This is a genomic window from Paenibacillus massiliensis subsp. panacisoli DSM 21345 (genome assembly GCF_000426545.1).
Classification (GTDB): Bacteria; Bacillota; Bacilli; order Paenibacillales; family Paenibacillaceae; genus Paenibacillus; species Paenibacillus panacisoli.
The window spans coordinates 1-14,162 of record NZ_AUFO01000015.1; the positions used below are offsets into that span (position 1 = coordinate 1).

A 14,162-nucleotide genomic window follows, 5' to 3' on the forward strand; every position below is an offset into this window, starting at 1 on the left:
CGACCAAGGGTTCCAGTACACGTCTCATGCTTACCACGACATGCTGCCAAAGGTTGGCGCCCAAATCAGCATGTCTCGCCGGGGCAATTGCCTAGACAACGCCTCCATGGAGAGTTTCTTCTCGCATCTCAAAACGGAAGGACTCTATCCCTATGATATACGAAATCTGGCAGAGGCACAAAGACGAATTGAGAAATACATACGTTTTTACAACCGAAGACGACCACAGCGTAAATTAAACAAACTGACGCCGGTAGAGTACCGACGCCAGTTTCTAGCTTAGGTGTTTTTTCAATGTCCACTAAATGGGGTCTTGACCACTCTGGTAAGGGGCTTTTCTTTTTCTTATATTCAATCGTACGTTTAATGGACTTGGCCAAGCTTGAAGTATTCAAGGTGGCCCTCCAAATGACTCCGGCATCAGTAGGCCTTGCGCTTTGATTGTTGAGTCATTGTCGAGATTTTGTTTAGGTCCCTCGTACTATAATTGTCACAAATACGCTGTGTAAATTGGGCGTTTTGTGCTATTTGCAGTAGACACATGGCGAAAATCATCGAATGAGAGGGGAGATCGCTACTAAGCATGGTTAACGACCTGCATCCCACGGCACTTACACGCTCATCTGGAGCGCTGCAAGATTCCAATCCTATCAAGGGATGTTGGGATCATGCCAATAGTATATGTCTATTCGCTAGAGCGGTTTTCATCGGGAGGATGAGCCCGGTATACCGAAAGTTTTGGGAATGGAGGGGAAATTTTTTTGAAACGAAAACACAGTGTAAGTAAAGCTGTGCTGTCCTTCTTCTTGGCCGTTTTGCTTTTCTTGCAGACGTTTGCGTTCTCAGCTAGCGCATTTGCGGGGAGTGCACCAGACGGATACGGAGCGGTATCGGTAACAGACGCCGTGTACGATACGTCAGACGAACCTTCATCGGTACATGATGAGGTGTATGCACTGCCGGCTAAACTCATATCGCTGGCGGCAGACCTGACGGACAAGACAGCGGTACTCATGGGAGCGAATACGCCCTTTCCGCTAGAAGTTATACAGGACGGGAAAGTCTTGCAGACGGGGGAGGCCATTCATGGCAGAAAGCCCTTCTCCCTGAAGTCGATAGACATCAAGGTTCCGGTGAAGGGTGACGCTGCTGACCCGAACACGGTGGATGGCAGCACGGTCATTCTATATGGTGACTACGTGATGCTGGACAGAGCGACTTATTTTCCGGAGGTGATCCTGCCGACGGCTACCATGACGCTGAGAGAAAAATCGGGATACACCATTGGAACGGCCCATTTCTCTGAAGCGGGCATTAGGGTCGTGTTCGACGGGGAAGAACGCTTTTTCAACGGTCAAGGTCGAAACATCACCTTCGGTTTTGAATCTACTGCTAAGGCCGATGTAACCGGTATAGGCTATGGCCAGCAAAAGCCGATTGATATCTTCGGGGCGAACTACATGCTCGATAACCCTAGTGTTACGCCAGCATACAGCATCAGCATGAAATCAACTAGTAACGTGTCCGAGAACAATTGGATTTATGCAGCAGATTTCTTGGAGGGAACTATCGAGTGGCAGGTGGAAATCGCCGCAATGGATATGTTCGACCCTACCATCCCGCAGCCATTAGACGGGCTGAAGTTCTATAACGCGCTTGATCCGAGTCAGGTGGGTACCTATGTGGAGGGCTCCTTCAAGGTCAATGGCAGTACAGTGACACCTGATGGTGCAAGCACGAATGCGCTGGGGTATACCTTCCCTACAGGTATCGGCGACAAAGCAATAGTTACTTTCAAGACATGGATTCCTAAAGGAAAGTACTACACAGAATATAACAGCGGCAACAATGGGTACCAGACGGTCGCGAATACTGCAGACTTGAGAGATTCTTCGGATAATAAGCTGCTGTCCTCGAATGCATGGCGTGTCGCCTTCAAGCCTGACTGGATTCAGAAGAGCGGCACCTTGGACAAGCGTTCGAGCTCTGCAGACCCGCGGACTATGACATGGACAATTGATGTCAACAAGAACTACAGCAAGCAGGGTCTAAAGGACTTCACGATCACGGATGCCCTGCCGACGGGTCTTACCTGGAGATCAGCCGCATGGCAGGCGTGGGACAGTGTAGCTAAGGATTGGTCAGCTACAACAACGCCGATCACGCCTAATGCAAGTCATGTGTATTCCTTCGGAGAGGTCAATGGCCCGATCCGGCTGGTCATTGTGTCTGAGGTTACAGGCAGTGTAACTGGATTTACTAACAAGGCCATCGCGCAGTGGGGACTGGATGTCAATACCGTGCAGGACAATGACCAGGCTACGGTATGGGACACGGCCACTCTCACTATTGGCGCCCATACCTTGACAAAGAGCGTAGGATCCGGCGAAACCCTCACCTTGGGCACATTGCCGTGGAAGGTTACCCTCACGCCTCAGGAGGCCCTTCCGGACGGTGCGGTGTACGATCTACTGGTGTATGGGGATGCGAGCTCCATCGACTTAACCAAGGTTACTGCCAGTCCAGAGCTTGATCCTTCAATCCTGAACCAGTTGAAGGGTAACAGTAGAGAGAATTACTACCAGCGGTTTCAGACAGGTTCTTTTCAGTCGAGTGACGGCTTAACGCATCAGATATACACCCTTTCGCAGGATGGAAAGCCCGTAGCCGACCTGCTTCAGGTCACCGGATACAATACCGATAAGCCTGCTTCGTTCACATACACTTCCCTGATGACACAGTGGGAGCACTTTGCGGCGAATAGAAGCACAGATCATTATAATCGGGCGGTCCTGTTTGAAGGTACAACTCGAACAATTGATTCAACTAGGCCTTCTATCCGGTATAACGGCGGCATGTTTGCGAAAGAGATGCTCTTTGCGTCAACTCCGGAGGGGACGTCTCTTAGTCCCTCGAATGTCAACCACTATATCCGAAACGACGCTAACGCTGCCTATACACTGGCAGCTTACGATCAGGTAACCAAGACGGTGACCTTCCGGTTTTCGATCAATATGAACGGAATGAGGACCGAGGAGATGGCTAAGGATGGCGGCAATCATGTTGCCAGTGACATCAGACTCGTGGATACCCTGCCTGAGGGCTGGGAGTTTGTGCCCTATGCGCCAGGACAGGATTTTGCGATTTACAAGGGGAACCGGGCAGACTACGGAGGGACTGTTAGCGCAACGACGCTGATCTCCGACCCAAGTGAGCTCGTGAGCTTCTCTGCCGCAGGGAACATAGGTACTTTTTCCTTTACGAAGCTGGAAAGCCCCTATGTTGTGCTGGTCAAGGCAAGACCTAGCGAGGAGACCCTTCGTCAATACTTTGATACTGGCGAGGCAAAGCAGGAGGTGACGAACACCGCCGAGGTGAAAATCACATGGGGCGATGAGCCTAGCACAGTCGCAGCTACTCGCAAGGTCATCGTCCCGATGCAGTCGCTTAGTAAATCGGTAACGAAGCCGAACTCCGGCGTTCTGGAGTGGACGGTGAATTACACCCCGCCTTTTGAGATAAAGGATGGCGTCTATCTGCAAGACACCCTTGGAGAGGGGCTGGCGCTGCGTAAGGATGAGAAGGGGGATCTCTCACTGCGGCGTCCTGACATGGCGGTATATCGCGCCAAGCTAACCCCGAGCGGTGGACTGACGAAGGATGGCGATGCGCTGAACCTATACGACCCGAATAGTGAGGTCAAGGTGGACAGCGTCACCGAAGGCGGTACAACCCGATTGATGTTCCGCATGACGAATCCAAATCAGCTCTACCAGTTCGTGTATCAGACCGAAGTCACCGAAGTGCCTAGTGGTGGTAAAGTGGGCAACGAGATCAAGCTGATGGGTGATGATACCCTGAAGAATATCGGTGCCAGAAGCGAACACTCGGTGGACAGCAGTGACGTGGGTGGTAGCGCGGAGACCCAAGGTAAGCTGGATCTACTGAAGGTTGATCCTAAGGGCAAGCCGCTTGGCGGCGTAATATTCACGCTCTATGAACCAGATGGCGTCACAGAGGTCACAGGTGGAACTACAGGTGTGGATGGAAAGCTTAGTCTTTTTGCTAAAGCAGGACTTTACGTCCTCAAGCAAACCTATATTGACCCAATCACCTATCTGCCGACTACGACAGTATACCAAGTACGTGTGGCTTCTACTCCATGGAATCCGATCTGGGTGGACGGGGTAGAGATAACTAGCACTAACCCGCTGGTCGTGCCAACTCCGATATGGGTGCCCGGCAATGTGACGCTGGACACAGCGATCGAGGGGAAAGGCGCTGACCCGGATAAGGAATTTGAATATACGATTACTTTTAGCAACGGTCAGTCCTATGCCTATTCCGGCTCAAAGAGCGGTACTGTGGCTAGTGGCGACACGATTATCCTGAAGGATGGCGAGGCTATTACCATCAAGGACATCCCAGACGGTATCACCTACACTATCGTTCAGAAAGACTACACAGATGAGGGCTACGCTACGGACCCGGAAAGCCTGACTCGTACGGGTAGCATTGTAGCAGAGGAAACGGCCACAGCGAAATTCGTCAATAGCAAGTACCTGCCTGGTAAGCTGACGATCGGACAGACGGTCGCAGGAAATGGTGGGGACAAGGACAAGCTGTTCGAGTTCACTGTTACTTTTGCAGGCGCAGGTGCGGGCAAGACGTATACGTATACAACATCGGGTGGTGTAACGGGAACCATCGAGTCTGGAGGCAAGCTCCTCCTCAAGCATGGGGAGACTGCTGTCATCAATGGGATTCCGATGGATACAGCCTACACCATCACCGAGACGGATTATACGGGCGATGGTTACGCGACGACTTGGCCGAACTGGCAAACAACCGGCATCATTGCCGAAGAGGGCGATCATAAGGAAGAAGTCGTCAACACGAGGATGGTGTACGGCGGTCTGTTGATTGGGGAGACCGTAGAAGGCAGTGGTGCAGATAAGAATAAGGAATTTGAGTTCACTGTTCAATTCCCTGACGCTGCATCCAATGAATCGTACAACTATACGAAGTCAGATGGCACGGTGGGAACCATCCAGTCCGGCGAGACGATCACGCTCAAGCATGGACAGACTGTCGCTATTGATGTTCCAAGCGGTCACAGTTATATCGTCACCCAGACAGATTATACGGGCGAGGATTACACGGCTAACCCGGTGGATCGGACGCATAGCGGCACGATTGTAGAGAAACAGATTGCTGAAGCTCGCTTCGTCAATGCGAAGTATCTCCCTGGCCAGCTGACGCTGACGGCAGATCCTGCGGTTGTCCCAGGAAATGGTAAGACACCTTCACAATTGACGGCAACGTTGACGGATCATGAAGGCAAGCCAGTTGCGGACACCGAGGTCATCTTTACACTGCCGGATAATACGGAAGTAAAAGCAAAGACCGATACGCAAGGCAAAGCGGTCATCCCTTATACACCGCCAAAGCTGGACACGACTACGCCTGAGGATCATCTCATTACGGCGAGGGTAGACAGCCCGACGGAAGGGAAGTTGACTGCCGATACGAAAGTAACCACCGTTCCGGCGGCAATCTTCGGAGTGCTGCGCGATAACGAAACGGGCGAAGTGCTTCCGAATGAACGCATTGTCATTACCGACAAAACGAATGGCAACGAGCAAGAGATCATGACCGACGACCAAGGAGGATACTTCCATCCTGTGCGGTATGGCGGCGATTATACGATTAGCTTCACGACAAAGATTAAAGATACTAACGAATCGATCACTTTCACGCAAAAGGCAGAAGTTGACGGCAATGTGAAGGGCGGCGAGTTGGTTCCGGCGCACATTACGGCTGTCGGCGTCGTGCTCCTGAAGCAGCCTGATGGGCAGTCTTCACTGTTGAACAGCGAGCTCGCTGGCAAGATGCGCATTTATTTGCGAGATGCTAGCGGTGAATATGTTACAGAGAACGGCGTTCCGAAAGCATTTGACTTGCAACCGAACGGCGCATTCTCGGCGGAAGGCTTGTCTGCGGAGAAGTACACGATGGAAGTGCGTTACGAAGTTGCGCCAGGCAAAGAGCTGACGATTCAGAAGGCTGAACTGGACGTGAAGGCGAATGGGGAATTGAATATTTCTCAGGAGCTGGTTGACCCTTATGGCACTGTTTACGATGCAAACAAGGGGATCAATACAGGGCAAATCGAGGGAGCTACGGTAACGTTGTACTATGCGGATACGGAGAGGAACAGATTGAAGGGAATCGAGCCGGGCACGAAAGTAACCTTGCCTGCGGTTCCAGGCTTCCCACCGCACGACAACAAGAGCCCGGAGCAGGACAGCGATGCAGCCGGCTTCTATGCGTATATGGTATTCCCGGAAACGGATTACTATCTGGTTGTAACGAAGCCCGGATATGAGACGTACACGAGTGAAACGATCTCTGTCGATTTCGAGATCGTAAAACACGACGTACCGATGAAGCCGATTACTTCCGGTGGCGGTGGTGGCGGTACTGTCCCTGTAGACCCTGAGCCTGAACCGACGACCCCCGGACCCGAGCCAAGCAAACCTGATCCAAGTAAACCCGAGCCTGAAAATCCTGTGCCCGGCGGTGGAAGCAACACCGGTAACGGCGGAAGCAACACCGGTGACGGTGGAAGCAACACCGGTAACGGCGGAAGCAACACCGGTGACGGTGGAAGCAACAACAGTAACGGCAGCAACACCGGCAACGACGGGAACAACACCAGTAACGGTGGAAACACCAACGACAACGGTGGAAGCAACGCTGGTAATGATGGAATCGACAACCATGGCAATGGGACCGACACGGCCAACAGCAATGCTGGAACCGTCGACAGCAACACTGGGGTGAGCACTGTCGGCAATGAAACAGATGACGGCAAAGACTTCACTGGCCACATCGAAAAAGAAACAAGCGACGTAAGCAATGAACTGGACGATGTCCCGGCAACAGGAGATAGCAGTATATCGCCAATCTTCTATATGCTATTGGCGCTGATGTCCATCATCACAATCGGATTCTGTCTACTCAGTAGCAAGAGGAAGCAACACATTCAATAATCGGAGGGGCGGTAAGAAATGAGTAAAACGAAAAAAATTCTTATCGCCGTATCCGTCCTTGTGTTGGTATTCTCTCTAGCCAATCTTGCGAGAACGCTCGTGGAGGCTTACGCCGAGCAACAGAAGATCGAGGAGCTGACGAACGTCTGGAGTAGAGAATCGGACAGAGGCGGAGGGAAGTCTTTTCCCTCCACTTTGCTCGCGAAAGCGAATGAGCCCGTCGTGCTTCCCGAATTTCGAGAGCTTTACGAGAGAAATCCGGACATCGTCGGTTGGCTTCAGATCGACGGTACCCGTATTGAGTATCCAGTCATGCAGAATACAGAGGATTCCCAGTACTATCTCAATCACGATTTTGATCGAAAAGACAGCAAAGGCGGGCTTCCTTTCTTGGACGAGCACAGCCGGATCAACGGTTCCGATATTTTACTGATTCACGGTCACCATATGAAAAACGGCTGGATGTTCAAAGATCTCATGAAGTACAAGAAAGAAAGCTTCTATAAGGAGCATTCTACCCTCCAATTCAACACGCTTTACGAAAAGGATGAGTATGAGATTGTTGCCGTTATTCTGTCAGAGGTGTATCGAAAATCGGACGACGTGTTTAAATACTACCAGATTGAGAATGTCGATACGCCAGCCGAGTTCGATTCGTATGTTCAGAGCATTAAGAAGCTTGCTCTTTATGACACGGGCGTAACCGCCCAGTATGGCGATAAGCTTATTGTATTGTCAACTTGTGAGTACTCAACCGACAACGGCCGCTTAGCGGTGGTTGCCCGGAAGATTACATGACGATGCTGCAATGAGAAGTCAAGCGCTTCATGATGTGTTCTCCCATGGAGGACGCATAGCCTGTAGACGACAGTTCCTTTAGGGACAGGTCTACAGGCTTTTTTATTTATCAGGATGCTTTACAGACCAGCTCAGAAGCTAGTGGGATGCTGTTCTGTATTTTAGATGTTGTGCTAAATTTTTAAGTTAGTCCCCATGTCACCTAATTTCTCATTCTCGACACATAAGGATACAGTGGATCTCTCAATTGGAACTCATACGTTGTACCATCTACAATACCTACAACCTGCTCGCTATCATAAAGGTCCAACATGAACCCGGCCATTTCTCTCGCCGTATGATACTTTGGAATCGAGCCTTTATATTGAAACTCATCTACATCCAGAGAGCGCTGGGCGAACTCGGTCTCTGTGGCAGCAGGTGCCAGCACCTTCGCCTGCAGAGCTGCCCCTTTTCCTCTCATTTCCTGTGCGAGCCCTTCAGTAAAGGCACTTACATAAAATTTTGTCGCGCAGTAGGTCACGGCATCAGCCACGATCACGTATCCGCCACCTGAGGATACATTGATGAGCTGCGTTCCTTCCACCTCGGCATAGTCTCGTACATACAGAGAAGATAGAATCGTAAGCGCCTCGATATTCAAGTGAAGCATCGTCTCGATCTTACCCAGCTTTTGCTCCCCTACAGAAGCAAAATTCCCGAAGCCCGCATTGTTAATCCAAGTCTCTATCTGATAATCACGGAGGCCTTCATAGAATTCATGTACGTTCGCTGTGATGGATAAATCAACAGTACGAATGATCACGTCCAGCTCCGGGTTCATGTCTGCCACGGTTGCCTTTAACTGCTCCAATTCTTCTGTTCGGCGTGCTGCGATGATCAAGTTCTTGCCGCGTGCTGCAAACGCAAGAGCTGATTCATATCCGATGCCTGAGCTAGCTCCTGTAATCACGGTATATTTCATCTGAATGCCTCCCGAATAATATTTATTTCATGGATTGTGAATAAGCAATGAGTTCACTATACTGGTTAGAGTGAACTCTAAGTCAAGAAAAAATTCAGCGAGGTTGATGTCTCTTGTATACTATTGGCGAAGTGGCCGAAAAATTAGGAATAAGCGCACATACACTGCGGTACTACGAGAAGGAAAAGATCATTATACCTGACCGGGATGCCAGCGGAGACAGACGATATCAGGACTCACATCTGAAGTGGCTGCAATTTGTAATTAAGCTAAAAGAGACGCAAATGCCCATCGCAACAATTAAGGAGTATGCTGCACTCGTGCTGGAAGGAGAGCATACGTCAGAGGAGAGACTAGGCTTATTAGAGGAGCACAGACAAGCAATTAAGCAGCAGATGAAGACTTTACAGGCTGCAGATGAGATGCTTGAGCATAAGATCTCCGCTTACAAGACCTTTATAACCAATAAGATGAGATAGCAGGCCATGCCCATCAAGCGATGATTGCCCCATTCGCACAAGCAGTTAGCCCGTCCCTGGCGTACACTGAAGTATCAATCAGTGAGCGAGGTGATTACTCATGGCACAATCCAAAGAGATCCGTGCGCGGGCCAAGAAGCTTCAGGGTCGTCCGGTCTGCATCACCCTGCACAGCGGAGAGACCTACGTCGGCTATATTACCGATGTGAATTCCGGTGGGTTGGTGCTTGCCAGCGCTGGGACCCCTACAGAGGCGTCCTCCAAAAAGCAAGGCTCCCGTTCTACCAAGGGTAAAGCAGGTTCACAGGCAACAGGTGCTCGTCGCAGCAAGGGAAAACGCAGTGCGCGCAGACCATCTGCCCGTTCGCGCTCCCGTAGGCCAGATGCCAAGGTGTCGGCATTCCTTCCCATGATGGGCTCGCTGTTCGGTGGTCTGGGCGGAGCTGGCGGCGCCGCAGCAGGTGCAGGAGGGCTGGGTGGCATGCTCGGTAGCGGCATGCGACTGTTCGGCATGATTCAGAGATTTGTCCCTGTCGTGAAGATGGGCTACGGCATGATCCAGTCGATTCGCCCGTTTCTCGGTGCCGTTCAGGGCTTCATGGCCCCGGCTACTCCAGCAGCACAGGATGAGGATTAGACTGTCCATCCATACGAAATTCGAGCTCCCTCGGCCTTGTCGAAGGGGGCTATTCGTGATGCATGCAGCGTCTATTCAGTGTGGCGCTGTTTGCGGTCCTCATTGAAGGACAATCAGCAGGTCGTGCTAGGCTTGTCCTCTTCCAAGCTGGAAGAGCTGGAGCGCAAGGAGGATGTATCGAGGAAGCGAAGCAATATGTGGATCTGAATCGGATCTGCCTAAGCTCACAATGCGGATTTGCCTCCACCGAGGAAGGCAACCATCTGACCGAGGAGCAACAAATGCGCAAGCTTGCCTTTATTAAGGAGATTGCCGAAGAGATATAGAATTCACTCAGAACTAGAGCAGTCCAATAATAGTGCAACAATCCCGAACAACAAGCTTCATAGCGGTCGAGAGGACTCCCGCTTGCAGCGGCTCTATATTTACATTGAGTCTGGTCCAGTTGTAGCTTTTTAAGAAGCTACAACTGGATCATTGTCACTCAAGTAACAGCTATACGGTTCAGTCCTCCGTATCGCTATTGTGCATCCCATGGAGAAAGGTCATCCCCAGCAGCGAGCAGATATGAGGAGGATTTTGGGTGGAGGGCACAGGAGCATCGACATGTACCGAAGAAATGATTGATAGCTTAGGTTGGTATATTACGTAGATACGTAAGCTTTGGGATTTCCCACCTTCAGTACCTTGGCCTGCCCGGATAGCAGCTCCCTATCGCTTACAATCCAGGTATGGTTCCTCGAATTTCGTCTGCGAATCGCGAGAAAGTTGGAGGTGCTTCCTGAGTATATTCGGTATCCCCTGGCCTTGCTATTGCGGAACAGTCTGATGCACTCTCCTCGATTTTGATCCGGGAAGCCCACCTGACTCAGCACATAGCGTGAGGCGAGCAGAGTGGCGCCCTGAACGAGGGAGACATATTGATTCGCTTGGTCAGGGTAACGAAGCAGGAGAAGCCCCTTCCCACCCAAATACATATAGTGGGCACGCTTCCCTACAATATCAGCCTTGGTCTTCAGCAGGGTCCGTACACTCTCCGTCAAATAACCCGCGGCATAATAATCGTCATCATCGAATTTGGCAATCAGGCTGTACCGGGCTCGCGCAACCCCATAATTAAGGCAGCGTCCAAGTGACACCTTCCCCGGCAAGCTATAGACGCGTACATTCTTATAAGGCTTTGCGGCCGTTCTATACTCATCTACCTGTAGCTGATTATGATTCAAGATGATAATGAGCTCCTTCTTCTTATAATTCTGTCTGTTGTAATTACGGAGAAGGGCCCGCATGCATTGCCGACGCTTGGTACATACGATGATTGATACCCCGTTCTGAGAATGGGAAATAGTTGAGTTGGCCATCACGATACGCCCTTTGGCTTTTTCTGTACGAATTTCTTGTAATTCCGCACTGATCGTATCCGTTGGCTGGCGGAGATCAGCTCCTGGTCACTGATGATCCAGGTGTGATGTGCTGAGTTCTTACGGCGTATCGCTAGAAAGTTATGTCGACCGGCAGAATATACCCTGTACCCTTTCTGTCTACTTCGTATACAGAACTGATCATCTTCACCTACGCTGCGATTGGGAAAGTGAACGTTACGTAATACCTGGCGCTTGATGACAAGTGTTGCACCGGGGATAACCTTTACAGGCCGATGCTCATCCTTCGCGAAGCGCAATATCAGTGACTTGGAGCCTCGTAAATACATATAATGAGCTCGTTTTCCAATGACATCGGCATTGGTTTTTTGGAAGGTTAGCAAGCTGTCTGTTAAATAGTAGGGGGCATAGTAGTCATCGTCATCGAATTTGGCAATGTAGCTATACTTGGCTTTCTTGACGGCATTATTCAGACAAGCGCCGAGCGAGTGATGCTGTGGAGCCCGATACACGTGAACGTTACGAAGCTTTTTAGCCATGCTCTTATAAGGCGCCAGTGGGATGGAGTCGTTGTTGACAATAATAATAAGCTCTTTCTTGGAATGGCGCTGACGACTATAATTCTGAAGTAGATTTTTGATAAAGCCCCTGCGATTTGTACAGGAAATAATAGATACTCCTTGCTGGGTGATAGAGTTTCTTGGGCTGACCCCCATGATATCGCCCCCCTTATTCGTGATAATTGAAGCTAGTTCTCTCTAAACTATGTAATTAGTAGCTATGGGGAACGGCCAATTCACTAAATGGAGAATGAGCACATCAACCAGCGAAGGAGCTGTAGTGATTGAAAGAGCAAATGGTAGTGAGGGCTTGGTGCTAGGATGAAATTTCTATTTCGCCGATTGAACTTTTTGTCGCCCACAATACTCTTATAGGGGAATGAGGTGAGGAGATGAAGGTCGCCCGAGGGGTCAGACAAGCGCAAAAAGGGAATAAAGAAGCCTTGCTCCAATTGATTCTAGCCAATAAGGATGCCTATTTCAGACTGGCATTATCTTATATGGGGAATGAGCATGATGCGATGGATGCCTTAGAAGAGATGATCATCATCTTGTACGAGAAGATTCACCAATTGAGAAAGGTGGATTCATTCGACAGCTGGAGTCGAACCATTCTGGTGAATCATTGCAGAGCCATGCTGAAGAGGCGGAACAAGACCATTTTGATTGATGAGTGGCAGGGTGACAACGCCAGGGATCGCGATGCAGCGGGTATCCAGGATCCGTATGAACAGCAGGATCAGAACATGGACATTCGCCGTTCGCTGGAGCGGGTGAATCCCGATCAGAAGGAAGCGATTGAGCTCAGATATTTTCACGATCTGGATTATGAAGCTATCGCTAGGATCACGAATGTATCGGTAGGAACGGTGAAATCCAGGGTGTTCAATGGCTTGAAAAAGCTCAAGAAATGGTACGGGGGTGAATCAGATGGAACGAATTGAAGAACTACTAGCCGATGAGCGAGAGCGGATAACTGCTTTACAAGCACCTGAGGAGCTGGAGGGAAGACTTCGCCAGGCGCTGGATCGGACTCCTGACAGGAGGCGGCGCAGCAAGGCTTCAAGATGGGCGATTGCAGTAGCGATAACAGCTATAGTGATATCGGTTGGTGGCTACAACTATGAAGCCTTTGCTTACTACGGCCAAAGAATCCTCGGGTTCGATGCGGTCATGACAGGCACGTTAAAGAAAGTAAATGCTGCTGGCATGGGACAAACTCTTGATCAGCATGTCGTTCTGCAGGATGGCACGGAGCTTGTTGTAAGCGGCCTAATGGCCGATGCCAATCAATTGATTTTGTACTACTCTCTCCGCAATCCTGATGGTATTGCCAAGCAGACGCAGGATTCTTTTCGACTATCCCAGCTGACGGGCTTCTTGACAGACTCCTACATGGGCTGGGGAACGACGACGATCAATGACGAACAGACAGAGCTGATTGGTCTCGCCGGCTTTGATCCGGTCAATGCATTCGCCAAGCAACTGACGCTGCATTACGCTGAGCAGACAGATGATCAGCATATGAGGATGGGCAGCCTAACCTTTCCTTACCATCCGAAGCAAGCCATCCAGACACAGGTGCAGCAGGCGATTAAGACTAGGATTGCCGTCGATCAGGGAGCCATTACATTCGGGTCCATTACAGCAACACCGCTCTCCACCGTCGTCAAGGGGACTTGGAATGTGAAGGAGCTGGACCGGATTCGTCAGCCATTTGAGGGCATAGAGCTGCTCGCCAATGGCAAGCCTGTCTCGATGGAAGGAAGCGGGGTTAGCAACTCTGTACGCGGAAGAACGTTCGAGCTTCGTTATGATACTTTGCCTAAGGATCTGGAGACGCTGCAATTGGTTGTCAGGACGTTCTCAGGCTATGAGAGGACTGACGCGGAGGTCAACCTGACACATGGATCTCAGACTGACGTGCAGGCTGACAGGCCCATATCTGTGGGCGGCAATGAGCTATGGATTAAGCAGGTTAAGACGACCGATGAAGGAACAGAGATCACACTGGCGACCGAAGACGATGTTCTCCTGAATGGGGTGACCCTGGAGACGATGGAAGGAACGACGGAGCTGCGCACGACCATAGGCCAAACCGAGGCGAAGGGGAAGGATGGAGAGCTTCTCAAGGAACGCACGCTGTTGTTCGACACGAGCGGGCAGCCGAAGACGTTGCATATTGAAGGGATTCATTATAGAAAAACGTACGACAAGACGGTAGACATTCCACTCGATTGACTGAAGGAGGAGTCACCCTATACTCCACATAATCACTACTTTGCCT

At 50.5% G+C, this 14,162-nt stretch carries 10 protein-coding genes and 1 pseudogene; 8 read left to right on the forward strand and 3 right to left on the reverse strand.

The features are described 5' to 3' along the window. The 3 genes from K331_RS0112615 to srtB form a co-directional block, all read left to right on the forward strand. Positions 1 to 283 (forward strand): IS3 family transposase (locus tag K331_RS0112615; RefSeq protein ID WP_028590575.1); only part of this gene is annotated, 283 nt, incomplete at its 5' end. Between the two features lie 478 nt (positions 284 to 761). Further along, entirely contained in the window at positions 762 to 7,055 is a 6,294-nt protein-coding gene (locus K331_RS0112625) for a DUF7601 domain-containing protein (protein ID WP_028590576.1), read from the forward strand. A gap of 18 nt (positions 7,056 to 7,073) precedes the next feature. Beyond that, entirely contained in the window at positions 7,074 to 7,853 is a 780-nt protein-coding gene (srtB, locus tag K331_RS0112630; protein ID WP_028590577.1) for a class B sortase, read from the forward strand. A gap of 202 nt (positions 7,854 to 8,055) precedes the next feature. Here the strand turns inward: srtB and K331_RS0112635 are convergent, their stop codons facing one another. After that, complete coding sequence (locus K331_RS0112635; RefSeq protein ID WP_028590578.1) at positions 8,056 to 8,817, reverse strand: SDR family NAD(P)-dependent oxidoreductase; 762 nt, start codon at positions 8,815 to 8,817, stop codon at positions 8,056 to 8,058. A gap of 113 nt (positions 8,818 to 8,930) precedes the next feature. Here K331_RS0112635 and K331_RS0112640 point away from each other — a divergent pair, with 113 nt between their 5' ends. From K331_RS0112640 to K331_RS0112650, 3 genes and pseudogenes are all read left to right on the forward strand, one after another. Continuing rightward, positions 8,931 to 9,296 (forward strand): MerR family transcriptional regulator, encoded by a 366-nt coding sequence (locus tag K331_RS0112640; RefSeq protein WP_028590579.1) that lies wholly within the window; start codon positions 8,931 to 8,933, stop codon positions 9,294 to 9,296. Between the two features lie 100 nt (positions 9,297 to 9,396). Further along, positions 9,397 to 9,933 carry a hypothetical protein gene (locus K331_RS0112645; protein ID WP_028590580.1) on the forward strand — a complete coding sequence of 179 codons (537 nt, stop codon included), beginning with the start codon at positions 9,397 to 9,399 and terminating at the stop codon, positions 9,931 to 9,933. A 102-nt stretch (positions 9,934 to 10,035) separates the two neighbouring features. Then, a pseudogene (locus tag K331_RS0112650) lies at positions 10,036 to 10,259 on the forward strand (5-methyltetrahydropteroyltriglutamate--homocysteine methyltransferase); the annotation flags it as partial. A 318-nt stretch (positions 10,260 to 10,577) separates the two neighbouring features. Here the strand turns inward: K331_RS0112650 and K331_RS0112655 are convergent. Both K331_RS0112655 and K331_RS0112660 read right to left on the reverse strand, forming a co-directional pair. Beyond that, positions 10,578 to 11,294: a glycosyltransferase gene (locus tag K331_RS0112655; protein ID WP_028590582.1), complete on the reverse strand. Its 717-nt coding sequence runs from the start codon at positions 11,292 to 11,294 to the stop codon at positions 10,578 to 10,580. Then, the gene (locus K331_RS0112660; protein WP_028590583.1) at positions 11,294 to 12,031 is read right to left on the reverse strand and encodes a glycosyltransferase; all 738 of its coding nucleotides are present in this window, start codon (positions 12,029 to 12,031) and stop codon (positions 11,294 to 11,296) included. The genes K331_RS0112655 and K331_RS0112660 overlap by 1 nt, the downstream gene beginning before the upstream one ends. A gap of 236 nt (positions 12,032 to 12,267) precedes the next feature. Here K331_RS0112660 and K331_RS0112665 point away from each other — a divergent pair, with 236 nt between their 5' ends. Next, positions 12,268 to 12,819 carry an RNA polymerase sigma factor gene (locus K331_RS0112665; protein ID WP_028590584.1) on the forward strand — a complete coding sequence of 184 codons (552 nt, stop codon included), beginning with the start codon at positions 12,268 to 12,270 and terminating at the stop codon, positions 12,817 to 12,819. After that, on the forward strand, positions 12,806 to 14,116 hold the full coding sequence (locus tag K331_RS0112670) for a DUF4179 domain-containing protein (protein ID WP_028590585.1): 1,311 nt from the start codon (positions 12,806 to 12,808) through the stop codon (positions 14,114 to 14,116). The genes K331_RS0112665 and K331_RS0112670 overlap by 14 nt, the downstream gene beginning before the upstream one ends. The last annotated feature ends 46 nt before the right edge of the window (positions 14,117 to 14,162 follow it).